This is a genomic window from Burkholderia sp. Tr-20390 (assembly GCF_017104595.1).
Lineage (GTDB): Bacteria > Pseudomonadota > Gammaproteobacteria > Burkholderiales > Burkholderiaceae > Burkholderia.
Genome location: NZ_JAAGPC010000055.1, coordinates 17767 through 38407, shown reverse-complemented (window position 1 = coordinate 38407; position 20641 = coordinate 17767). Strand labels below are relative to the sequence as shown.

General features: G+C 68.6%; 22 protein-coding genes and 1 tRNA gene. 11 read left to right on the top strand and 12 right to left on the bottom strand.

Annotation, left to right across the window (positions count from 1 at the left end; genetic code table 11):
* Positions 1–59: 59 nt before the first annotated feature.
* Positions 60–1256: a pyridoxal phosphate-dependent aminotransferase gene (locus G3N98_RS17365; protein ID WP_039371039.1), complete on the top strand. Its 1197-nt coding sequence runs from the start codon at positions 60–62 to the stop codon at positions 1254–1256.
* A gap of 100 nt (positions 1257–1356) precedes the next feature.
* Here the strand turns inward: G3N98_RS17365 and G3N98_RS17360 are convergent, their stop codons facing one another.
* Positions 1357–2469, bottom strand: coding sequence for a transglycosylase SLT domain-containing protein (locus G3N98_RS17360; protein ID WP_175240708.1), 1113 nt, complete (start codon positions 2467–2469; stop codon positions 1357–1359).
* Positions 2470–3065: 596 nt separating this feature from the next.
* Between G3N98_RS17360 and G3N98_RS17355 the strand changes: the two genes are divergently transcribed.
* Together G3N98_RS17355 and G3N98_RS17350 are read left to right on the top strand one after the other, a co-directional pair.
* Positions 3066–4622, top strand: coding sequence for a UbiD family decarboxylase (locus G3N98_RS17355; protein WP_089472310.1), 1557 nt, complete (start codon positions 3066–3068; stop codon positions 4620–4622).
* Positions 4623–4680: 58 nt separating this feature from the next.
* On the top strand, positions 4681–5349 hold the full coding sequence (locus G3N98_RS17350; RefSeq protein ID WP_206148760.1) for a LysE family transporter: 669 nt from the start codon (positions 4681–4683) through the stop codon (positions 5347–5349).
* Positions 5350–5461: 112 nt separating this feature from the next.
* Here the strand turns inward: G3N98_RS17350 and G3N98_RS17345 are convergent, their stop codons facing one another.
* A complete protein-coding gene (locus G3N98_RS17345; RefSeq protein WP_021157078.1) occupies positions 5462–5764 on the bottom strand; it encodes a hypothetical protein in 303 nt (100 codons plus the stop codon).
* Positions 5765–6281: 517 nt separating this feature from the next.
* Between G3N98_RS17345 and G3N98_RS17340 the strand changes: the two genes are divergently transcribed.
* Complete coding sequence (locus tag G3N98_RS17340) at positions 6282–7211, top strand: DUF2520 domain-containing protein (RefSeq protein ID WP_089472308.1); 930 nt, start codon at positions 6282–6284, stop codon at positions 7209–7211.
* A 71-nt stretch (positions 7212–7282) separates the two neighbouring features.
* On the top strand, positions 7283–7846 hold the full coding sequence (locus G3N98_RS17335) for a YggT family protein (protein ID WP_089425861.1): 564 nt from the start codon (positions 7283–7285) through the stop codon (positions 7844–7846).
* Between the two features lie 15 nt (positions 7847–7861).
* Here the strand turns inward: G3N98_RS17335 and G3N98_RS17330 are convergent, their stop codons facing one another.
* From G3N98_RS17330 to G3N98_RS17310, 5 genes are all read right to left on the bottom strand, one after another.
* Complete coding sequence (locus tag G3N98_RS17330; RefSeq protein ID WP_089495250.1) at positions 7862–8212, bottom strand: DUF190 domain-containing protein; 351 nt, start codon at positions 8210–8212, stop codon at positions 7862–7864.
* Positions 8213–8235: 23 nt separating this feature from the next.
* Positions 8236–8622, bottom strand: coding sequence for a fluoride efflux transporter CrcB (gene crcB / locus G3N98_RS17325; protein ID WP_011351225.1), 387 nt, complete (start codon positions 8620–8622; stop codon positions 8236–8238).
* A gap of 202 nt (positions 8623–8824) precedes the next feature.
* Positions 8825–9694 carry a Sir2 family NAD-dependent protein deacetylase gene (locus G3N98_RS17320; protein ID WP_206148759.1) on the bottom strand — a complete coding sequence of 290 codons (870 nt, stop codon included), beginning with the start codon at positions 9692–9694 and terminating at the stop codon, positions 8825–8827.
* A gap of 184 nt (positions 9695–9878) precedes the next feature.
* Positions 9879–10259 carry a DUF4406 domain-containing protein gene (locus G3N98_RS17315; RefSeq protein WP_175240704.1) on the bottom strand — a complete coding sequence of 127 codons (381 nt, stop codon included), beginning with the start codon at positions 10257–10259 and terminating at the stop codon, positions 9879–9881.
* Positions 10256–10855, bottom strand: a complete 600-nt coding sequence (locus G3N98_RS17310; RefSeq protein ID WP_089439421.1) for an NUDIX domain-containing protein — start codon at positions 10853–10855, stop codon at positions 10256–10258. Before G3N98_RS17310 ends, G3N98_RS17315 begins: the two co-directional genes overlap by 4 nt.
* An 81-nt stretch (positions 10856–10936) precedes the next feature.
* Between G3N98_RS17310 and G3N98_RS17305 the strand changes: the two genes are divergently transcribed.
* The 3 genes from G3N98_RS17305 to G3N98_RS17295 all read left to right on the top strand — a co-directional run bounded on the left by G3N98_RS17305 (position 10937) and on the right by G3N98_RS17295 (position 13068).
* On the top strand, positions 10937–11692 hold the full coding sequence (locus G3N98_RS17305; RefSeq protein ID WP_089450074.1) for a DeoR/GlpR family DNA-binding transcription regulator: 756 nt from the start codon (positions 10937–10939) through the stop codon (positions 11690–11692).
* Between the two features lie 228 nt (positions 11693–11920).
* On the top strand, positions 11921–12532 hold the full coding sequence (locus G3N98_RS17300) for a chromate transporter (protein ID WP_206148758.1): 612 nt from the start codon (positions 11921–11923) through the stop codon (positions 12530–12532).
* Positions 12529–13068 (top strand): chromate transporter, encoded by a 540-nt coding sequence (locus G3N98_RS17295; RefSeq protein ID WP_089472304.1) that lies wholly within the window; start codon positions 12529–12531, stop codon positions 13066–13068. Before G3N98_RS17300 ends, G3N98_RS17295 begins: the two co-directional genes overlap by 4 nt.
* Positions 13069–13187: 119 nt before the next feature.
* Here the strand turns inward: G3N98_RS17295 and scpB are convergent, their stop codons facing one another.
* The 3 genes from scpB to G3N98_RS17280 form a co-directional block, all read right to left on the bottom strand.
* Positions 13188–13997 carry a methylmalonyl-CoA decarboxylase gene (gene scpB, locus G3N98_RS17290; protein ID WP_206148757.1) on the bottom strand — a complete coding sequence of 270 codons (810 nt, stop codon included), beginning with the start codon at positions 13995–13997 and terminating at the stop codon, positions 13188–13190.
* Positions 13994–15217 carry a CaiB/BaiF CoA-transferase family protein gene (locus G3N98_RS17285; protein ID WP_206148756.1) on the bottom strand — a complete coding sequence of 408 codons (1224 nt, stop codon included), beginning with the start codon at positions 15215–15217 and terminating at the stop codon, positions 13994–13996. Before G3N98_RS17285 ends, scpB begins: the two co-directional genes overlap by 4 nt.
* A 61-nt stretch (positions 15218–15278) precedes the next feature.
* Positions 15279–16601 (bottom strand): MFS transporter, encoded by a 1323-nt coding sequence (locus G3N98_RS17280; RefSeq protein ID WP_089472301.1) that lies wholly within the window; start codon positions 16599–16601, stop codon positions 15279–15281.
* A gap of 169 nt (positions 16602–16770) precedes the next feature.
* On the opposite strand from G3N98_RS17280, the gene G3N98_RS17275 reads away from it, so the two are divergent.
* Together G3N98_RS17275 and G3N98_RS17270 are read left to right on the top strand one after the other, a co-directional pair.
* Entirely contained in the window at positions 16771–17703 is a 933-nt protein-coding gene (locus tag G3N98_RS17275) for a LysR substrate-binding domain-containing protein (protein WP_206148755.1), read from the top strand.
* A gap of 55 nt (positions 17704–17758) precedes the next feature.
* Positions 17759–18403, top strand: coding sequence for a LysE family transporter (locus tag G3N98_RS17270; protein ID WP_206148754.1), 645 nt, complete (start codon positions 17759–17761; stop codon positions 18401–18403).
* Here the strand turns inward: G3N98_RS17270 and G3N98_RS17265 are convergent.
* Both G3N98_RS17265 and G3N98_RS17260 read right to left on the bottom strand, forming a co-directional pair.
* Positions 18389–19549, bottom strand: a complete 1161-nt coding sequence (locus tag G3N98_RS17265) for a mandelate racemase/muconate lactonizing enzyme family protein (protein WP_206148753.1) — start codon at positions 19547–19549, stop codon at positions 18389–18391. The two genes, G3N98_RS17270 and G3N98_RS17265, sit on opposite strands and share 15 nt — an antisense overlap.
* 277 nt (positions 19550–19826) lie before the next feature.
* The gene (locus G3N98_RS17260) at positions 19827–20171 is read right to left on the bottom strand and encodes a cupin domain-containing protein (protein ID WP_174986832.1); all 345 of its coding nucleotides are present in this window, start codon (positions 20169–20171) and stop codon (positions 19827–19829) included.
* A gap of 304 nt (positions 20172–20475) precedes the next feature.
* Here G3N98_RS17260 and G3N98_RS17255 point away from each other — a divergent pair.
* Positions 20476–20550: transfer RNA gene (locus tag G3N98_RS17255), tRNA-Gly, on the top strand.
* The last annotated feature ends 91 nt before the right edge of the window (positions 20551–20641 follow it).

Sequence of the window (20641 nt, the reverse complement as noted above, 5' to 3'; positions counted from 1 at the left end):
AACGGGCGCGCATGCGCCCGTTTTTTCTTTTGCCCCGCCTCCCTCGCCCTGCCCGCCCGATGAATACCGCCACCGATTCGCTCGTCAGACTCGCCGCACGCGTCGACGCGATCCAGCCCTTCTACGTGATGGAACTGATGAAGGAGGCACAGCGTCTCGAGTCCTCCGGGCGCGATGTTATCCACATGGGCATCGGCGAGCCGGATTTCACTGCGCCGGAGCCAGTCGTCGAAGCGGCCGCGGCCGCGCTGCGCCGTGGCGTCACCCAATATACGAGCGCGCTCGGCATCGCACCGCTGCGCGAGGCGATCGCCGCGCACTACGCACGCGCCTACGGCCTCACGATCAGTCCGGAACGGATCGTCGTGACGGCCGGCGCGTCGGCCGCGCTGCTGCTCGCGTGCCTCGCGCTCGTCGGGCGTGACGACGAGGTGCTGATGCCCGACCCGTCGTATCCGTGCAACCGGCACTTCGTCGCCGCGGCCGAAGGCCGCGCGGTGCTCGTGCCGAGCGGCCCGGATGCGCGCTTCCAGCTCACCGAGGATGACGTCCGCACACGCTGGGGCGACCGCACGCGCGGCGTGCTGCTCGCGTCGCCGTCGAACCCGACCGGCACGTCGCTCGAACCCGACGAACTGAAGCGGATCGTCGAAGCCGTGCGCGCACGCGGCGGCTTCACGATCGTCGACGAAATCTACCAGGGGCTCAGCTACGACGCGGCGCCCGTGTCGGCGCTGTCGTTCGGCGACGACGTCGTCACCGTGAACAGCTTCTCCAAGTATTTCAGCATGACGGGCTGGCGGCTCGGCTGGCTGGTGGTGCCGCCCGCGCTGGTCGGCACGTTCGAGAAGCTGGCGCAGAACCTGTTCATCTGCCCGTCCGCGCTCGCGCAGCACGCGGCGCTCGCGTGCTTCGAGCCGGCCGCGCTCGACATCTACGAAGCCCGCCGGCTCGAATTCAAGCGCCGTCGCGATTTCATCGCACCGGCGCTCGAACGGCTCGGCTTCACGGTGCCCGTGATGCCGGACGGCGCGTTCTACGTGTATGCGCACTGCGGCGGCGTCGCCCACCCGGCGGCCGGCGACAGCGCCGCGCTCACGACGGCGATGCTGCACGACGCGGGCGTCGTGCTGGTACCCGGCATGGACTTCGGTGTCCATGCGCCGCGTGACTATATCCGCCTGTCCTATGCGACGGCCTACTCGCGGCTCGAGGAAGCGGTCGACCGGCTCGCGACACTGTTCGGGCAGCACTGACGCGCGGCCGGTGCGGCGGCCATTCCGCACCCCGCAAAAGCAAAAAGGCACCCGATCCGGGTGCCTTTTTCATGCCCTGCCGGCTGGAGCCGTGCGTGAGTTACGCGCCAAGCTCCGAACGATCGCCGTGCGGCTGCTTCGCGGTATCGACGCTCGCGTCGTCCTGCGACGTGGCTTCCTTCGATGCCGTCGACTTCGCCGCCGTTTCGAGCGTCGCATGCACGCGCTTCGCGCCGCCTGCGGCTGCCGTCACGGCGGCAGCCGTGACGATCGGCTTCGCCGGCGCCTGCGGCGCATTGACGGGTACGCTACGACCCCGCGCGACGTCACGCAGGCGACCACGCTCGGCCATCACCTTCGAACCGTAGCCGTTGTCGTCGGGGTTCGTCGAGCCGTTGTACAGGCGCAGGCCGTTCGCGAGCGAGCCGCCGCGTGCGATGCAGTCCTTCAGCACGAGTGCGCCGACCTGCAGGTTCGCGAGCGGCTGCAGCGCGGTATCGGTGCCGCCGAAATACTCGAACTTGTCGGAATGGACCTTCGACATGACCTGCATCAGGCCCTTCGCACCGACGCCGCTCTCGGCGTACGGGTTGAAGCCCGATTCGATCGCCATCACGGACAACAGCAGCAGCGGATCGAGGCCGACGTCACGGCCGGTCTGGAACGCAGCCTTGACGAGCTGGCCGAGCGGCTCCTGGGCGACGCGGTAACGGCGCGACAGGTAGGTCGCGACGAGCGCCTGTTCGCGATTCGATGCGAGCGCACGGTCGTCACGCGCATCGGCCGCCACGCGCTGGGTCGGGATCAGCTTCGCCAGCGCGACGGGCGACGGGCCGTTGCGGGCCGGGTCGGACGCGTCGCCCTGCGCGGCGGCGGCTTCCGGTGCGACGTCGAGGCCGACCGCAAGCGCGTCCGTTTCGGGGCTGTTCTCTTCCTGCTGCGGCTGCGCGCCGGCGGGCGCGAAGTTCGGCAGCGGATGGCCGGTCAGCAGACGGGCCGGGCCGGCTTGCACGGCCGCGGATACGACCGGCATCAGCTTCGCGGCCAGCGTGCCGCGGACGGTTGGCAGCAGCCACAGTGCAAGCGCAACTGCGACAGCGAGACAGCCGACAACGCTGAATAGATGGTGACTGACACGCGTCCCGCGACGCAGCATGCTGCGCACGAATTGCGCATGCTGCTCACTAGGACGCCACGATAACCAAGCGTTCATTCAGATCATCTCCCATGAACATGACTCGTGCGGCTCGCTCAGCTCGATGGCGAGACAGGTAACGCGCCGCGGAATCACGACGCCGCACGCTTTGGTTGGGGCGTGCAAGCATCGGGGAAACGGTATAAGTACCGTTCGAGGCCACGGTGTAAGAGGGCCGGCACCTTCGCAAACTGGGCGAGGCGGGCATACGCGGTGGCACCCACGCAAAAAACCAGCGTCTGGTGGCGCTGGCTGAGACTACGACTAAGGCCGTCGGATACGCCGTGCAGGATTCGGCGGACGGTGACGCGCTGCGTCAAAGATCGGTGATTGGCGGCTCGAAGCCTTTTACCCTGCAGCCAATGTGAGCGGATTCTAGCAGGGTTTTATAGATCGTCAACACTATAAAACCTTGAAATTATAACAAAAAGTAATTTACCGGTACTCTTCAGAACGCAATCCCCGTGCCGTAGGGGGTTTGCGCGCGGTCGACTTTTTTCACCGCCGGGCGGGCATGCGCCCGCGCGGGTAAAATCGTCGGTCGATTCGGGGTCGCAGCCGGCCGCTGCGCCCACCCATCGCTGCCCGCCTGGCGGGTGGCCCGGACCATCTTCATGAAATACAAAGACTTACGCGATTTCATCCAGCGCCTCGAGGCGCTTGGCGAACTGCGGCGCGTCACGCAGCCCGTGTCGCCCGTGCTCGAAATGACCGAGCTGTGCGACCGCGTGCTGCGCGCCGGCGGCCCTGCGCTGCTGTTCAACGCGCCGACCGGCTACGATTTCCCGGTGCTCGGCAACCTGTTCGGCACGCCGCGCCGCGTCGCGCTCGGGATGGGCGTGGATGCGGGCGACGACGCCGCGCTCGATTCGCTGCGCGATCTCGGGCGCCTGCTGTCCGCATTGAAGGAACCCGATCCGCCGAAGAGCCTGAAGGACGCCGGCAAGCTGCTGTCGCTCGCGAAGGCCGTGTGGGACATGGCGCCGAAATCCGTGTCGTCGCCGCCGTGCCAGGAGATCGTCTGGGAAGGCGCCGACGTCGACCTGAACCGGCTGCCCATCCAGACCTGCTGGCCCGGCGATGCGGGGCCGCTCGTCACGTGGGGGCTGACGGTCACGCGCGGGCCGAACAAGTCGCGGCAGAACCTCGGGATCTACCGTCAGCAGCTGATCGGCCGCAACAAGCTGATCATGCGCTGGCTCGCGCATCGCGGCGGCGCGCTCGACTTCCGCGAATTCGCGCTGCAGAACCCCGGCAAGCCGTACCCGGTCGCGGTCGTGCTCGGCGCCGATCCGGCCACGACGCTCGGCGCGGTGACGCCCGTGCCCGATTCGCTGTCCGAATACCAGTTCGCCGGCCTGCTGCGCGGCAGCCGCACGGAGCTCGCGAAGTGCCTGACGCCCGGCGTCGACACGCTGCAGGTGCCCGCACGCGCGGAGATCGTGCTCGAAGGCTTCATTTATCCGCAGGAAGGCAGCCCTGCCCCGGCTCCGGCCGGCGCACCGCCGCGCCCGGCCGGCAATGCGTCCGCCAAGTACGAGCACGCGCTCGAAGGCCCGTACGGCGACCACACCGGCTATTACAACGAGCAGGAGTGGTTCCCGGTGTTCACCGTCGAGCGCATCACGATGCGCCGCGACGCGATCTACCACTCGACCTACACGGGCAAGCCGCCTGACGAGCCCGCCGTGCTCGGCGTCGCGCTCAACGAGGTGTTCGTGCCGCTGCTGCAGAAGCAGTTCACCGAGATCACCGACTTCTACCTGCCGCCAGAAGGTTGCAGCTACCGGATGGCGATCGTCCAGATGAAGAAGAGCTACGCGGGCCACGCGAAGCGCGTGATGTTCGGCGTGTGGAGCTTCCTGCGGCAGTTCATGTATACGAAGTTCATCGTGGTCGTCGACGAAGACGTGAACATCCGCGACTGGAAGGAAGTGATCTGGGCGATCACGACGCGTGTCGACCCCGTGCGCGACACCGTGATGGTCGACAGCACGCCGATCGACTATCTCGATTTCGCGTCGCCGGTGGCCGGCCTCGGTTCGAAGATGGGGCTCGACGCGACCAACAAGTGGCCCGGCGAGACCAGCCGCGAATGGGGGCGCCCGATCGAGATGGATGCGGCCGTGAAGGCGCGCGTCGACCGGCTCTGGCAGGAGATCGGCCTCTGACGCCATGCGGCCGGCGCCTGCCGGCCCGTGGACCGCCATCGCGACACGCACATCGAAGATGATCTTTCCGCCCGCCTCCATGCTGTCCGACGGCTTCTTTCTGTCGCTGTCGCTGTGCCTCGACATCGGCCTCGTCAATGTCGCGATGCTGTCGCTGACGCTGTCGCACGGCTTCCGGCCGGGCTTCTGGCTCGGCATCGGCTCGTGCGTCGGCGATCTCGTCTATGCGGCGCTCGCGCTTGGCGGGATGGCCGTGCTGCTGCAGTTCGAGCCGGTGCGCTGGATCGTATGGATCGGCGGCGGCGCCGTGCTGCTGTTCCTCACGTGGAAGATGGCGCGTGAAGCGCTCACGCCGGCGAAGACGGCCGGCGACGACGCCCAGGACACGCCGCCGCCGCGCGCCAGCGCACGGCGCAGCTTCCTGCGCGGGATGCTGCTCGCGATGTCGTCGCCAAGCGCGATCCTGTGGTTCGCGGCGGTCGGCGGCGCGCTGATCGCGAAGGCCGGCGCGACCACGCCGGCCACCGCGTCGGTGTTCCTGTCGGGCTTTTTCCTCGGCGGCCTCGCGTGGACGCTCTTCATGTGCACGCTCGCAAGCCAGGGCCGCAAGCGCGCGGGTGCCGGGCTGATGCGCGCGTGTCATGTCGCGTCGGCGCTGCTGTTCGCGTATTTCTCGTACAGCGTGATCGTCGGCGGCTACCGCGACCTGATCGTGCACGCGGTGTAATCGAAGTCGGCCTCACCGAGGTCTGGCGGTGGGTCCAAAGAAAAAACGGCGCAGCGCCCCTTGCGGGACGTTGCGCCGTTTTGCCACGCGCGGCCAGGCCGCGCGGCACGAATCAGCGACGCCAGCCGTGATGGCCCCAGCCGCCGTAACCGTGACGCCAGTACGGGCGACCGTAGTAGCCACCATAGCCGCCGACGACCACGGCGGGCGGCGGCGCGTAGTAGGCCGGCGCCGGTGCGTAATAGACGGGCGGAGGCGGCGGCGCGTAGTACACGGGCGGCGGCGGTGCATAGACGGGATACGCGGGCGCGACCGGGATACCGATGCCGACCCCGATCGACACGTGAGCCTGCGCAGCGCTTGCGGCACCCAGGCCCAGCGCGGCGGCGGCGATGAACGGAATGAGCTTTTTCACTTCGATTCTCCTGCTGGAGCGGTATTTTATGCGCCCCTGTCGGCAACGGCGGGCGTGCACGTCGCATGGAAGCAATGTAGCGAAAACCCGCTCCTCGCGTACCGTGCATTTGTTGCAAATTGCAATCGCACGTGGCCGGAGCCGCCGCGCGGCGTGGCTCGCGGCGCCTGCGGCGCCCCTTGCCGGTCGCGCGACTCCGTCCGACGAATCGGGTCGCAACATCATGACCGGTCAGTCTTACCGGATACGGCGCACGCGGCGGGCACGCAACCGTAATGAACGATTACAAATTTGAGACAAGATGCCGACATTTCAAGCCGGATACGGGGGCGATATGTTTCGGGGTCGGATTCTCCGATCATGAATCGACCGCGGTGCCGGGCGGTGAAACGCGCGCCGAGATAGCGCCGCATACCGATAAGCCAAGTCACGTCCCGGGCAGAAGCCCCCCTTTCACGGCCCCGCGGTCATTCCTGCGATACTGGCGGTTGCTTCGTTTTCGCTTACATCCACCGCCATGTCCGTTCCCGATACACCCCGCCTCGGCTTTATCGGCGCCGGCCGTCTCGCGCGCTGCGTCTCGCAACGCTTCGCGCGGGCCGGCTTTCCGGTCGTCGCGATCGCGAGCCGCACGCCCGCGTCGGCCGCGGCGCTCGCCGCGCGCATCGACGGCTGCCAGGCGGTCGACACGCCGCAGCAGGTTGCCGACGCCGCCGACCTGATCTTCCTGACCGTGCCCGACGACCATCTCGCGTCAGCCGCCGCCGCGCTGCACTTCGACGCGTCGCGCGCTGCGCAGCAAGCCGTCGTTCACTGCAGCGGCGCGTCGGCGGTCGCCCTGCTCGATCCGGCGAAACGGCAAGGCGCGGCCACCGGCGGCTTCCATCCGCTCTACCTGTTCGGCGGCACTGACGCCGACCTCGCCCGCATCGACGGCTGCTCGGTCACGATCGAAGCCGACGGCGCGTTGCACGCGACGCTGCTGCGACTTGCTGCCGCACTCGGCTGCCATCCGCTGTCGATTCCGGCAGGCGGCCGGATGCTCTATCACGCAGCCGCGCACTACGCGGCGAGCTTCGCGCTGTGCGGGCTGGCGGAAGCGGTCGAGCTGTGGCGCGGCCTCGGTTTCGACGAGGACGCCGCGCTGCGCGCACTGCTGCCGATGCTGGCCGGCACGATCGAGACCGCCCGCGACAAGGGGCTCGCGAACGCGCTCTCCGGCCCGGTATCGCGCGGCGACACGGGCATCGTCGAACGCCAGTTGGCACTGCTTGAAACGCGCGGCGGCGATCACGCGACGCTGTACGCGCTGCTGACCCGCCGCGCGATCGCGCTCGCGGCACAGCGCGCCACGCCGCCGGCATCGCTGCCGGCGCTCGCCGAAGCCGTCGAAACGTCGCTCGCGCGCACCGCCGCACACCCCTCCCCGTCGCAAGACGAGGCGTGATAATGTGTCGGCCGATGCGCCGCCATCCGGCGTTGGCGGCCGCACGCTACTGACTAAAAAGGATGCCAACGATGTTCGGCGAGATCGCCCGTTTTCTGCTCAATACCGTTTTCACGCTGTTCGGCGCCGCGCTGATCCTGCGCGTCTGGATGCAGGCCGTCCGCGTGCCACCGTACAACCCCGTCACGCAGGCCGTGCTGCAGGCGACCAACTGGCTCGTGCTGCCGCTGCGCCGCGTGATCGCGGGCGTGCGCGGCATCGACTGGGCCAGCGTCGTCGCCGCGCTGCTCACCGCGCTCGTCTACGTCGTGCTGATGGTCGTGATGGCCGGCTTCGACCCGGCCGCGGTGATCGCGACGCTTGTCGTGGTCGCGTTGCTCACCGTCGTGAAGTGGGCGCTCAATCTCGTGATCTGGATGACGATCCTGATGGCGCTGCTGTCGTGGCTCAACCCGCGCTCGCCGGCGATGCCGATCCTCTACCAGCTCACCGCGCCGTTCCTGAACCCGCTGCGCCGCATCATCCCGAACCTCGGCGGCATCGACCTGTCGCCGATCCTGCTGTTCGTGATCGTGCAGGTGCTGCTGATGGTCGTCACGCGCGCCGCCGTGTCGCTGACGATGTTCGGCATCTGACGCCAACGTCACCCCTTACGCCGCCGGCCCCTGCGCCGGCGGTCCGCCGAGCGTGTCGATCACGCCGAAGCGCGCCGGCATCATCGCGTAGCACACGCGCACCTTCTCGTGCGACAACCGCTCGAGCAAGCGCTGCGCCTCGTCCTCGGTGACGATGAATTCGATCTCGATCGCGAGCGACCCCTGCAGTTCGAAGAAGCGGTCCTCGTGCAGCACGCGATGCTGACCGAACCCGGCCATCGCGCGAAACGCGGAACCGCCCGCGACGCCCATCCGGTTCGCTTCCTCCAGCAGCCATTCCCACAGCGGCTTCCAGTGCAGCCGGTGCTTCTCGTGCACGTAGAAGCGCAGGAAGATCTTGTCCATCGCACCCTCCGATGGCGGCGCGCTCAGGCCGCCGCGAGCCACGCGCGCGCGGTCCACATGCCGAGCGCCGTCAGCGCGAACGATCCAGTCAAGTGTAGGGCAGCCACCGCAAACGCCCATCCGAATTCGCCCTGCACCGCATGCGTCATCACTTCGACCGAATAGGTCGAGAACGTCGTGAGGCCGCCGAGAAAGCCCGTGATCACGAACAGCCGCCATTCGGGCGGCAGCCCGACGCGGGTCGTGAACACGACGGCGGCGATACCGATCACGTAGCCGCCGATCAGGTTCGCGGCGAGCGTGCCGAGCGGCACGGCGGGAAAGAATTCGTTGAGCGCGAGACTCAGGAACCAGCGCAGCAACGCGCCGAGCCCGGCGCCGACGAAGATCGCGACGATCGAATAGAACAAGGGCGCTCCCGGTCGAAGATGCGGCTGGAGTCAGCCGCCGGCCCCCGGTTGCCCGGGGCGAGGTCCGCTCCCGGACGCCGATCGCGCGTGCGCGGGCGGCACACGCTGAACTGTATGCGGATTCGCCGCGCACCTGCAACGGCGACCGGCTGCGGGATGCCGGCCCGTTCGGGGCGTTCGGGTCGTGAGCCCGCCCGCAGGCTCACGCGCGTTGCCAGGCTGCGTCGAGCGCGCTCAGCGTCGCCAGCGCACCGCCCTTCAGGCCAATCACGTCCGCCCGGCGCGCATGCGCTTCGCGTGCGTTGATGCGGATCACGTCGGCGCCGAGCCGTTCGCCCAGCAGGCGCACGGTCGGGATCGCGGTGCCCGCGCCGATCTCGACCACGGCGACGCGCCCGGCCTGCGCGAGCCAATCTTCCAGCGCACGCTCCTGCGCGTCGTAACGCGCCCCGAGCCAGCCGGTGTCGCCGAACATCAGGATGTTCGGCCGCGCGAGGCCGCCACAATGCGGACAACGCGGCATGTCGCCGACGAGGCGGCAGGTGGCTTCGTCGACGTCCGGCACGAACGGCACCGCCTCCCACGTGTCGTCCGAACAGGGGCGCAGGCACTGCATCGCGTGGATCGAACCGTGGATCTCGACGATCCGCGCCGGATCGAAGCCGGCTTTCTGGAACTGGCCGTCGACGTTGCTCGTCAGCACGAAGCCGCCGTTCGGCATCGCGTCGATCCAGCGGCGCAGGATCGCGAAGCCCGCATGCGGCTCCGTCGCGCGGTAAAGCGCGAGACGGTGCCCGTAGAAGCCCCACGCGAGCGGAGCGCGTGCCCGGAATGCATGCGGCGAGGCGATCTCGTGGAATTCGAAACGCTCGTGGCGCAGCGCCGGATACGCACGCCAGAAGCCGTCCGTGCCGCGAAAATCGGGCAGCCCGGAATCGACGCCAATACCGGCGCCGGCCGTCACGAGCAAGGCGTCGGCACGCGCGAGCGCGGCGACGGCGGCAGCGACGAGATCGGCTGGCAGTTGCGCGGCGGCAGCAGCGGTGGCGTCAGCGGAATAGGAAAGCGGCATGATGTGACGGAGGTAGCGTCGGGCGGTGCGCGGGTGGCGTCGCGATCATACGCCGGTTCGCGCGCGGCGCGGCATGCGCAATGCAACGGCTTGACCCGGTGCTCGCCCGGCTCAGAGTGATGCAGTCAGCCGGCCGATACCGAGGGCGGCCGGCGGCGCTCCGGCTGGCCGCCTCCCCGCCTGATCAGCTATCCGGATCGTCCTGCGCGACCGGAATGTCGTCCGCCGCGAAATAGACCGGCTTGCCGAGCTGTCTTGCGAGACTGACGTCCGTGTCCGCCCCGCGCGACGCGCCGTCGATGCGCAGCACCGCATCGCAGCGGCGCAGCAGCCGGTGCGCGGCCGGATACAGGAACGTCTCGCTGATCGCGTCGCCGACCTGTCGCGACCCGGCCGCAACGGCGAGCGGCAGCGAAACCCATTCGCCGATCATCGGCACGTGTCCGCGGCGATACACGGCAAGCGCCGCCGCCTCCAGGCGGTGCAGGTTCGCGGCGATGCGCGCGGGGTCGCCGTCCGTGCCGCTGCGATAGGGGCCGGCGACCAGCACGAGCAGCGGCGTCATGCCGTGCGCGCGCCGGCGGTTTCCCGCAGCGCGACGTACTGGAGCAGCATGATCGTCTTCGCATCGACGATCTCGCCGCGCTCGATCGCGTCGAGCGCGGCCTGCAGCGGCATCTCGACGACCTCGAGATCCTCGCCCTCTTCCGCGACGCCGCCGCCGTCGCCGGTGCGCAGCGACGCATCGTATTCGCCGACGAAGAAATGCAGCTTCTCCGTCACCGAGCCGGGGCTCATGAATGCCTCGAACACCTTGCGTACGCCGCGCACGCGATAGCCGGTCTCCTCTTCGGCCTCCGCGCGGATGCGCGCTTCGGGCGTCGCGTCGTCGAGCAGGCCGGCAGCAGCCTCGAGCAGCATGCCGTCGTGCCCGCTGACGAACGCCGGCATCCGGAACTGCCGCGTCAGCAGCACGTCGCCCGTCCCGGCATTGCGCAGCAGGATGGTCGCGCCATGGCCGCGATCGTAGGTCTCGCGGCTCAGGCGCTGCCACGTTCCGTCGCGGCGCAGGAAATCGAACGTCACCTTCTTCAGCACATACCAGTCATCGGACAGCACCGTCGTATCGACGATGCGGACACGGTCTCGCGTTGCAGCCATCCCAGCCTCCGGTTCGACAAAAGACGGCGTCCATGGTAGCGTGCATATTCGTGCAACTTCAAGAAAATTCGTGCAAACACGATGCTGACGACACAACGCAAGAAAGCGATCCTCGACGCACTCGCGCGCGACGGCCAGGTGCTGGCAGTCGAACTGAGCGCGCAATTCGGCGTGTCCGAAGATACTGTCCGCCGCGACCTGCGTGAGCTTGCGGCCGAAGGCCTGCTGCAGCGCGTGCATGGCGGTGCGCTGCCGGCGTCGCCCGCCGTTGCGCCGTTCGCGCAGCGCGAGGCGCTCGAGACGGCGGAGAAGCGGCGCATCGCGCGGCGGGCCGCGGAGATGATCGCACCCGGCCAGGTGGCGATCGTCGACGGCGGCACGACCTCGGCGCTGCTCGTCAGCCAATTGCCGGCCGATCTGCGCGCGACGATCGTCACGCACAGCCCGAGTGTCGCGGTGGCGCTCGCCGCGCATCCGTCGATCGATGTGATCCTGATCGGCGGGCGGCTCTACAAGCATTCGATCGTGGCCGTCGGCGCGGCGGCGATGGAGGGCATTGCGCGCATTCATGCGGACCTGTACTTCATGGGCGTCACGGGCGTACATCCGGTCGCGGGGCTCAGCACCGGCGATTTCGAGGAAGCGGCGATCAAGCGCGCGCTCGCCGAACGCGCGGCCGAGACGGTCGTGCTCGCGTCGCAGTCGAAGCTGCGCGCGGCGTCGCAGTTCGTGATCGGCGAGCTCACGCTGGCGCATACCGTCGTGGTCGAAAAGGAAACCGACGCCGCGCTGACGAAGCCGATCGAGGCGGCCGGGGTGACGGTCGTGCGTGCGTAGCGGCCAAGGGTTGCGTTCACGCGAATGCGCGGGATGCGTCGATGCGTTGATGCTTGATGTGCTGATGTACCGGGCCGATGGATGAACTCGATGAGCTGAGTGCACCGGAATGCACGCGTCGACTCGGCCGAAGGCTTTCATCACATCGCCGCCGAGCCCCTGTCAGCGTGCTGACAGGGGCCGCTTGCTAACATGGGCAACCGCCCAACCGCCACGCACCGCCCACCGATGCCGCCGCCCTCCTCCGCCACTTCACCTGCACCGCCAGCAGGCGACGCGCCGCCGCCCGGCGTCCTCGCGCTGTTCATCGCGTTCTCGCAGATCGGCCTGACCAGCTTCGGCGGCGGGCTCAGCGGGCGGATGATGCGCGACTTCGTCTACGAGCGGCGCTGGCTCGACGAAGAGGCGTTCCTCAACGGCCTCGCGCTGTCGCAAGCGCTGCCGGGTGTCAACGTGAAGAACCTCGCGATCTGGATCGGCTACCGGCTCGCCGGATGGCGCGGCGCGGTGGCCGGCTTCACCGGCATCATCGCGCCGCCCGCCGTGCTGATCGTGCTGTTCGGCATCGCATTCTCGACCCTCACGCGCTTTCCGCTCACGCACGTCGCGCTCGCCGGCGCGGCGGCCGCGGCGATCGGGCTGTCGATCTCCATGGCGATCACCGCCGTGCGCCGATTGCCGCGCCGCACGTTGCCGTTCGCGGTGATGGCGCTCACGTTCGTGTCGGTGGCCGTGCTGCACTGGCCGCTCGTGTGGACCGTGCTGGTGGGCGGCACGCTGAGCGTCGCGCTCGAATACCGCCGCGCGGCCGCGACGCCAGCCGGGAGCGACGCGCGATGACCGCATTGCAACGCTACACCGCGCTGTTCGGCGTGTTCGCGCCGCTGTCGATCGCGACGATCGGCGGCGGACAGGCGATCATCGCCGACATCCAGCGGCAGGTCGTCGACGTGCATCACTGGATGACCGCCGCGCAATTCGTGAACGACTTCGCGATCGCGCGGATGGCGCCGGGCCCCGGCTCACTGCTGGCAACGTTGATCGGCTGGCAGGTCGCCGGCTTCTGGGGCGCGGTGATCGCGACGCTCGCGCTGTTCGGCCCGACCGCGTTCCTGATCTACGGCGTCGCGCATCTGTGGCGGCGGCACCAGGGCGCACGCTGGCAGATCGCGCTCGAGGCCGGCCTGCGCCCGGTCGCGGCGGGCATGATCCTCGCGTCGGTGTGGGTGCTGCTGCAGGCGCTCGACGGCGGCTGGGCCGCACGGGCAATCGCGGTTGCGTCGACGCTGTGCGTGATTTACACGCGCATTCACGCGCTGCTGCTGATCGCGATCGGCGCGCTGTTGCTCGTCGGCGTGCACGCGCTCGGCATGTGACGCGCGGCGACGCGGCACGCGACGTCGGCCGCGCATGACGCAACCGATACCTGCACAACGACACGCGCGCGTCCGCACGCTTTTCACCGCTCGCGCGCCTCGCTCGCACAACCCGTCGCCTAGACGCCGCGAAACACCGGCGCGCGACGTTCCGAAAACGCACGCAGCCCTTCGTCGAAATCCGCGCCTTCGCACGCTTGCCGGCGAAGCTCGGCAATCCGTTCGACCGCATCGGCCGGCAACGGCCGCGCGTCCTGCAGCACGCGCAATTGCTCTTTCACCGCGTACACCGCGAGCGGCGCCTTCGCGGCGATCGTGCGCGCGACGTCGAGCGCCGTATCGTCGACGCCGCCCGCGTCGGCCAGCCGGTTCACGAGCCCGTGATGCGCGGCGCGCTCCGCATCGAGCGGCTGCGCGCAGAAGAACATCTCCTTCAGCACGTGGATCGGCAGGTTGTCGTAGAAGCGCAGCAGGCCGCTCGTCGAATACGGCAGGCCGATGTTCGCGGGCGTCATCGCGAAACGCGCGTCGCGCGCCGCGACCACCAGGTCGCAGCTCATCACGAGATCGACCGCCCCGCCCCACGCCGAACCCGACACCGCCGCGATCACCGCGCCCGGATAGGTCCGCACGCGCCGCAGCGCCCGGTCGAGCGGCTTGCCGTAGGCGAGCGGATCGCGATCGTCGGCCAGTTCGCGCAGGTCGTGCCCCGCGCTCCACACGTCGCCGCTGCCGTCGTTCGACAGGATCACGACGGGTGGCGGACGGTGTTCGGCCAGTGCATCGAGGTGCGCCACGAGCGCATCGAGCAACGGTGCATCGAGCGCATGCCGTCGCGCCGGATTCGCGAACCGCACGCGCGCGATCCGCTCGCCGACCCTGTCGACCGTCACGTTCGACGCCCCTTCGGGTTTCGTCGTGTCGCTCATTGCACGGCCTCCGCCAGCGCTTCCGCCTGGAAGATCGCACGCTCGGCCAGCAGTGCGTCGATCGCATCGTCGCCGTAGCCCGCTTCGCGCAGCACGTCGACCGTATGCTCGCCGAGCAGCGGCGGCGCATGGCGCGTGCGCGGCGCCGGCATCTCGTCGCCCATCCCGCCGAGCGGCGTGACGACCTGGCGCAGCGTGCCGAGCGTCGGATGCGCGACCGGCTCGACCAGCCCGCAATGCGCGAGTTGCGGATCGTCGAACACTTCGTCGAGCGTGTTGATCGGCCCGGCCGGCAGCCCGGCTTCGACGAAACGCTGCGTCCATTCGCGCTTGCCGCGCGTGCACAGCCGGCTTTCGAGCAACGCTTTCAGTGCGTCGCGGTGTGCGACGCGCGCATCGTTGGTCGCGAAGCGCGGATCGTTCGGCAGCTCGGGCAGGTCCAGCAACTGGCACAGCCGCAGCCACATGTCGGTCGTGATCGGCGCGAGGTTGAGCGGCCCGTCGGCCGTCTCGAACACGCCGTACGGCGCGATCACCGCATGCGCATTGCCGGTGCGCCGCGGCACGTCGCCGAGGCTCAGGTAGCGTTGCCCGTGCACGCTCAGCAGCGAAACGAGGCTTTCGAGCAGCGACGTACCGACATGCTGGCCGCGCCCGGTGCGCTCACGCTCGTACAGCGCGGCCATCACGCCGGTCGCAACCCACATCCCCGAGCTGAGATCGCCGATCGCGGTGCCCGTGCGGGTCGGCTCGCCGTCGGGAAAACCGGTGAGGCTCATCAGCCCCGCATAGCCCTGCGCGATCTGGTCGAAGCCCGGCCAGTCGCGCAACGGGCCGCGCGGGCCGAACGCGGTGACGCTGCCCATCACGAGCCGCGGATCGCGCGCACTCAGCGCGGCATAGCCGAGCCCCATCGCGTCCATCGTGCCCGCCTTGAAATTCTCGATCACGACATCGGCCTGCGCGATCAGCCGGCGCACGACGTCGAGGCCGGCCGGCTGCCGGAAATCCACGCAGATGCCGCGCTTGTTGCGGTTGCAGGACAGGTAGTACGTGCTCACGCCGCGATCGAACGGCCCCCATGCGCGGCTCATGTCGCCGTGCGGCCCCGACTCGACCTTGATCACGTCGGCGCCGAGGTCGGCGAGCACCATCGAGCAGAACGGCCCCGACAGCGCGCGGCTCAGATCGACGACCCTGATTCCTTGTAATGCCTGCATTCCGGACTCCTGATATTGATGACGAGGTGTGGCTTGTTGTCGGACGATCGCGGCGTGCTGCTCATTCGGGCAATGTCTGATGACGCGTTTCGACCGCGAACGGCAGGATCAGGATGCCGAGCCCGAACACGGCCGCGGTCCATGCGACCGGCACGCCGAGCGAGCCGTAGCCGTGTATCGCGGCGCCGAGCAGGAAGTTCACGCCCGCGCCGATGAAGCGGCCGACCGACGCGTTGAACGCGAACGCGGTGGCCCGTACGCGCGTCGGGTACTGCTCGGGCAGCCACAGCGAGAAAATCGCGAAATTGCCGCCGAAGAAACCGAGGAACGCCAGCGACACCATGAACGCCGCGAGCCCGTTCGGCTGGTAGAACGCCCAGCCGAACGCGAACACGATCGATGCGGCCATGCCCGCGAAATACACGCCGAGCGCGGTGCGCCGGCCGAGCCGTTCGGACAGCCACGGCGCCACCAGGCAGCCGGCGATCGTCGCGCACGACAGGATCGCCGCGCCGATCGATGCAAGCCGCATCGCGCCGATGTGGTCGATGCCCGCGCGCGCCGCCAGCGTGCTGACCGCGCTCGCCTCGTACACGGAGCCGGCCCACAGCCCGACGATCGCGACGCCGACGAGGCTCGCGCTCGTCACCGTGCGGCGCAGGAAGGCCGGCGCGAAGATCTCGCGCAGCGGATGGGCGCGTCGTGCGTCGGCCACGTCGCCGTCGCGTGCGTCATGCCGGCGCCACTGGCCGGGCTCCTTCACGCGCATCACGGTGAACACCGCGAGCAGCGCGGGCGCGAGCCCGCACAGGAACATCGCGCGCCACCCGTAGGTCGCGCCGATCGTGTAGTTCAGGCACGCCGCGATGAAGAAGCCGAAGTAGTAGCCCGTCTGCAGATAGCCCGCACCCATCTTGCGGCGGTCTTCCGGCCAGCTTTCGGCGACGTAGGTGCCCGCGAGCGCCCATTCGCCGCCGACGCCGATCCCGGCGATCAGCCGGCACGCGGCCAGCGCCCACACGTCGTGCACGAACGCGGCTGCGCCAGTGAACACCGAGTAGATCAGGATGCTCGCGGCGAGCGTGCGCACGCGGCCGAAGCGGTCGGCGAGCGGCCCCCAGATGAACGACAGCCCCCAGCCGATCAGGAACAGCGCGAACAGGATCGAGCCATACATCCCGAGATTCGCGGGCGTCGCCGCGATGCCGGACGCCGGCAGCAGTTCGGTCAGCGCCGGAATCAGCACCAGCGCGTAGATCACCGAATCCACGCCGTCGAGCACCCAGCCCGCATACACGGCCCAGAAGCCCTTGACCTGCTCGCGCGTGAGCGGCGTGCGCCGCGGCTTCGCGCCGGCCGCCGGCGCGTCGATCGCCTTGAACATCTTCGTCTCCTTGCCGGCAGGGCCGGCGCTTTTGCCGCGTCCGGTCCGGGATGGCCGGGAGGCTGGCTCTTTTGTGAGACGAGTATAGAAACACCATCGATCGGGGAAAAATATGATATTCATCTCGCTCGATCGGATTCGCTTATGGCTCGAAACGGGAGGGGCGACGATGGACTTGAGGCAGTTGCGCTATTTCGTGAAGGTCGTCGAATGCGGCAACGTCACGCATGCGAGCGAGGCGCTGCATGTCGCGCAGCCGGCGGTCAGCCAGCAGATGCGCAATCTCGAACAGGATCTCGGGATGCAGCTGCTCGAACGCAGCGTGCGCGGCGTCGCGCCGACCGCCGCCGGCCGCACGCTGTACCAGCACGCGCTCGAGCTGCTGCGCCAGGCCGACGGCACGCGCGAGCTGCTGCGCCGCGACGCCGAGACGCCGCAGGGCCGCGTGACGGTCGGCATGCCGTCCAGCACCGCGCGCGTGCTGGCCATCCCGCTCGCCCGCGCGGTGCGCGACCGCTTTCCCGGCATCATGCTGGAGCTGATCGAGGCGCCGAGCGCCGATCTCGACACGCTGCTCGAACGCACGCGGCTCGATCTCGCGATCGTCGTCGACGCGGTCGACACGCGCGGCATCGCGGTTCACCGGCTGCTGACGGAAACGCTGTACCTGATCACGTGGCCCGGGTTCCCGGTGCCGGACGATCCCGTGCCGCTCGACGCGATCGCGCGGATGCCGCTCGTGCTGCCGAGCGCGCCGAACACGATCCGCAACCGCGTCGACTGGGCGATGCGCGAGGCCGGGCTGTCGTACGAGATCAGCTTCGAGGCGAGCTCGACCGGGCTGCTGTTCGCGGCCGTGATGGCGCAGCTCGGCGTGACGATCCTGCCGTGGACGGCCGCGCACGTCGAGATCGAGGAGCGCAAGCTCAAGCTGTCGACGGTCGCGCACCGGCTGTTCGCGCGCGACCTGTCGCTGTGCTGGCACGATACGGCGCTCGTCAGCAACGCGGTGCAGAAGGTGAAGGCGGAGATCGTCCGGCTGTTCGACACGCTCGGGCAACGGCCCGAGTGGGCATTGACAACGCCCCCGGGCACCCCTTAACGTTTCGTTCATCGTAACCCTCACCGGTTCAGCTTAAGAGGTTGTCGGCCCGCTCGTGCTCGACACCTCTGCCTTCACCGAAGGCCTGCTGCTTGGCGCCGGACTGTTCACGTCCGTCGGCCCCAAGGACGCTTTCGTCATCAAGCGCTCGATCTCGAGCCCCCATCTGCTTTCCATCGCCCTCGTCTGCGCAGGCAGCGATGCGCTGCTGATCGTGCTCGGCGCGCAGGGGTTGTCGTCGTTGCTGTCGCGACATCCCGGCGTGGTATCGGCCGCGCTTTGGGCCGGCATCGCGTATCTCGCCGGCTATGGCCTGCTTGCACTGCGCTCGGCGATCCGGCGACGACAGCCGGAGCACGTCGACGGTCCGCGCACGGGCAGCGAACCCACGCGCTCGCGCACGGTGCTCGCGACCGCCGCCGTCTCGCTGCTCAATCCGTATGCGTGGATCGACACCGTGCTGCTGCTCGGCACCGTGATCGTGAGCCACGCGTCCGCCGCACGCGCGCCGTTTGCGATCGGCGCGATGACGGCTTCGCTCGCGTGGTTCCTGATGCTCACGTATGGCGCACGCGCATGCCGCGCGTGGTTCGCCCGCACGCTCGCATGGCGCATGCTCGATTGCTTCGTCGCGGTGATGATGCTGGGCTTCGCGGTGCGTTTCGCGATCGACGCGCTACAGGCGTCAGCGGCCCGATAACGTGCGAAACACGTCGTGCGCGCCGGCATGCAGCTCGAAGCCGATGCCCGGCGCTTGCGGCACGCGTGCGTATCCGGCGTCGACGCTTGCGCCATCGGCCAGTCCGCTGAACGGATGAAACGCGAATGGACTGACTTCCGCACCGCCGAGCCCGAGCGCCGCGACGACGTGCAGCGAGAACAGGTGGCCGCCATGCGGCCAGAACGCATCGCGCCGCCAGCCGCGCGATGCGAAGTGCTCGACGATCTGCAGATAGCCCGGCAGCCCGTAGCCATGCACCGGATCGAACACGAGCACGTCGCGCTCGGGGCGCAGGCCGCCGTAGCGGTCGAGCAGCTTCGCTTCCGCGAGCGAGAACAGCGCCTCGCCGGCCGCGATCGGCGGTGCGTAGCGCGTGGCGATGTCCGCCTGGAGCGGCAGGTCGAGCGGATCGCAGATGTCCTCGAACCACCAGAGATCGAACGGCGCGAGCATCGCGGCGGCCGCATCGACCGCTGTCGCGTCATACGTGTTCATCGCGTCGACCGCGAGATGCGAACTGTCCGCCAATTGCGTGGCGGCCGCTTCGATGCGCCTGCGGTCCTGATCGAGATCCGCGCCGCCGATCTTGATCTTCGCGTGCGTGTAGCCGAGATCGGCAATGCGGCGCATTTCGTCCGACAGACGCGCGAGATCGTCATGCGGATAGCGGTAGCCGCCACCCGCATACACATGCACGCTTGGGGCGGCCGTGCGTTCAAGTCGGTCGGCGAGAAAGGAAGCGAGCGGCAGGTCGGCGATCTTCGCGGCGGCATCCCAGATCGCCATGTCGAGCGCGCCGACTGCGACGCATCGTTCTCCGTGCCCACCGGGCTTCTCGCCGGCCATCATCGCGCGCCATGCGCGGAACGGGTCGAGGTTCGTGCCGGCCTCGTCGGCGAGTGAGTCGGCGGCGGCCAGCAGGCGCGGCGCGAACCGTTCGCGAATCAGGCCGCCCTGCGCGAAACGGCCGATCGACGCGTAGCCGTAGCCCGTCACCGGGCGGCCATCGCGCACGACGTCGGTGGTAACCGCGACAACGCTCGTCGTCAGGCCGCCGGACGGGATCGCCGGATCGGCATAGCGGGACACGGGAATCGCTTGCTCGTGAATCGCGGTGATGCGCATGGTCGGGGTTCCGGAGGTAGCGGCCGACGCGCAGGCGAACGATGGATGCGATGCGGCCGGAACGGTGGACGGACCGCTGCATCATAGGCGCTGTCGCCGCGGGATGCAGGCGTGCGCTACCGTGGCGGACGATCGCGCTGCAGCCGCTGCGTGAGCGCGGAATTCCGATCCGGAACGCTTTCTATCGAGCCGGCATCATCCGCTTGCCCTCCCGGCTCCGGGAACCGGGAAGGGATCGGGCAACGAAGGGATGCGTCGATCGAATCGACCGGCCCGCTCAGGCAAAGACGAAGTACTTGCGCACCGTTTCCACCACTTCCCACGTCCCTTTCATGCCGGGTTCGATCACGAACACGTCGCCGGCCTTCAGGTGCACCGCTTCTTCGCCTTCCGGCGTGATGATGCAGTAGCCGTCGAGGAAGTGGCAGTACTCCCATTTCTCGTAGTTCACCTCGAACTTGCCCGGCGTGCAGATCCAGGTGCCCATGATCTTGCTGCCGTCCTTCGAGACGTAGGCGTTCAGGTTCACGGTGTGCGGATCGCCGCCGATGCGTTTCCACTTGGTTGCATCGAGGACGGGGGTCGGGCAGGTTTCGCGCAGAACGGTGATGAAATCGGACATGTCGGCTCCAGACTAACGATCGTGTAAGAGGCCTGTCACGTTAGTTCGAAAGCGTGGTGGGGACTTGTATGCTTCCGACGCGGACTCGTCTATTTTCGACACCGGCCTGCGGGCGGGCACTCGGCCGTTCGTTCGGCTCCCGCGTTGCGCGTTACGCCGACGAACCGCTTCCAGCCGATCCCTTTTTGACGACCATTTCCGGCGGTGCCACCGCACCTCCCTCGCGTCGTGCGGGCCTTGAAGCCGGCGACCAAAACCGCCCACTTGCCACATCTCGGCCAAACCCTGTAGAATCACGCGTTCTGCGGGCGTCGTATAATGGCCATTACCTCAGCTTCCCAAGCTGATGACGTGGGTTCGATTCCCATCGCCCGCTCCACTTTCCGGCTGCAACGCAGCCTGCGCATGAGCCGCCTCGTCGAAGGCGGCTTTTTTGTACCATGTGCCGGTTCCCCCCGCGCACTGCTGCG

Excerpts from the sequence above, each read along its gene's own strand:
- G3N98_RS17365 (WP_039371039.1), top strand. The coding sequence starts at position 60 with ATGAATACCGCCACCGATTCGCTCGTCAGACTCGCCGCACGCGTCGAC.
- G3N98_RS17360 (WP_175240708.1), bottom strand. The coding sequence starts at position 2,469 with ATGAACGCTTGGTTATCGTGGCGTCCTAGTGAGCAGCATGCGCAATTC.
- G3N98_RS17355 (WP_089472310.1), top strand. The coding sequence starts at position 3,066 with ATGAAATACAAAGACTTACGCGATTTCATCCAGCGCCTCGAGGCGCTT.
- G3N98_RS17350 (WP_206148760.1), top strand. The coding sequence starts at position 4,681 with ATGATCTTTCCGCCCGCCTCCATGCTGTCCGACGGCTTCTTTCTGTCG.
- G3N98_RS17340 (WP_089472308.1), top strand. The coding sequence starts at position 6,282 with ATGTCCGTTCCCGATACACCCCGCCTCGGCTTTATCGGCGCCGGCCGT.
- G3N98_RS17335 (WP_089425861.1), top strand. The coding sequence starts at position 7,283 with ATGTTCGGCGAGATCGCCCGTTTTCTGCTCAATACCGTTTTCACGCTG.
- G3N98_RS17330 (WP_089495250.1), bottom strand. The coding sequence starts at position 8,212 with ATGGACAAGATCTTCCTGCGCTTCTACGTGCACGAGAAGCACCGGCTG.
- G3N98_RS17320 (WP_206148759.1), bottom strand. The coding sequence starts at position 9,694 with ATGCCGCTTTCCTATTCCGCTGACGCCACCGCTGCTGCCGCCGCGCAA.
- G3N98_RS17315 (WP_175240704.1), bottom strand. The coding sequence starts at position 10,259 with ATGACGCCGCTGCTCGTGCTGGTCGCCGGCCCCTATCGCAGCGGCACG.
- G3N98_RS17310 (WP_089439421.1), bottom strand. The coding sequence starts at position 10,855 with ATGGCTGCAACGCGAGACCGTGTCCGCATCGTCGATACGACGGTGCTG.
- G3N98_RS17305 (WP_089450074.1), top strand. The coding sequence starts at position 10,937 with ATGCTGACGACACAACGCAAGAAAGCGATCCTCGACGCACTCGCGCGC.
- G3N98_RS17300 (WP_206148758.1), top strand. The coding sequence starts at position 11,921 with ATGCCGCCGCCCTCCTCCGCCACTTCACCTGCACCGCCAGCAGGCGAC.
- G3N98_RS17295 (WP_089472304.1), top strand. The coding sequence starts at position 12,529 with ATGACCGCATTGCAACGCTACACCGCGCTGTTCGGCGTGTTCGCGCCG.
- scpB (WP_206148757.1), bottom strand. The coding sequence starts at position 13,997 with ATGAGCGACACGACGAAACCCGAAGGGGCGTCGAACGTGACGGTCGAC.
- G3N98_RS17285 (WP_206148756.1), bottom strand. The coding sequence starts at position 15,217 with ATGCAGGCATTACAAGGAATCAGGGTCGTCGATCTGAGCCGCGCGCTG.
- G3N98_RS17280 (WP_089472301.1), bottom strand. The coding sequence starts at position 16,601 with ATGTTCAAGGCGATCGACGCGCCGGCGGCCGGCGCGAAGCCGCGGCGC.
- G3N98_RS17275 (WP_206148755.1), top strand. The coding sequence starts at position 16,771 with ATGGACTTGAGGCAGTTGCGCTATTTCGTGAAGGTCGTCGAATGCGGC.
- G3N98_RS17265 (WP_206148753.1), bottom strand. The coding sequence starts at position 19,549 with ATGCGCATCACCGCGATTCACGAGCAAGCGATTCCCGTGTCCCGCTAT.
- G3N98_RS17260 (WP_174986832.1), bottom strand. The coding sequence starts at position 20,171 with ATGTCCGATTTCATCACCGTTCTGCGCGAAACCTGCCCGACCCCCGTC.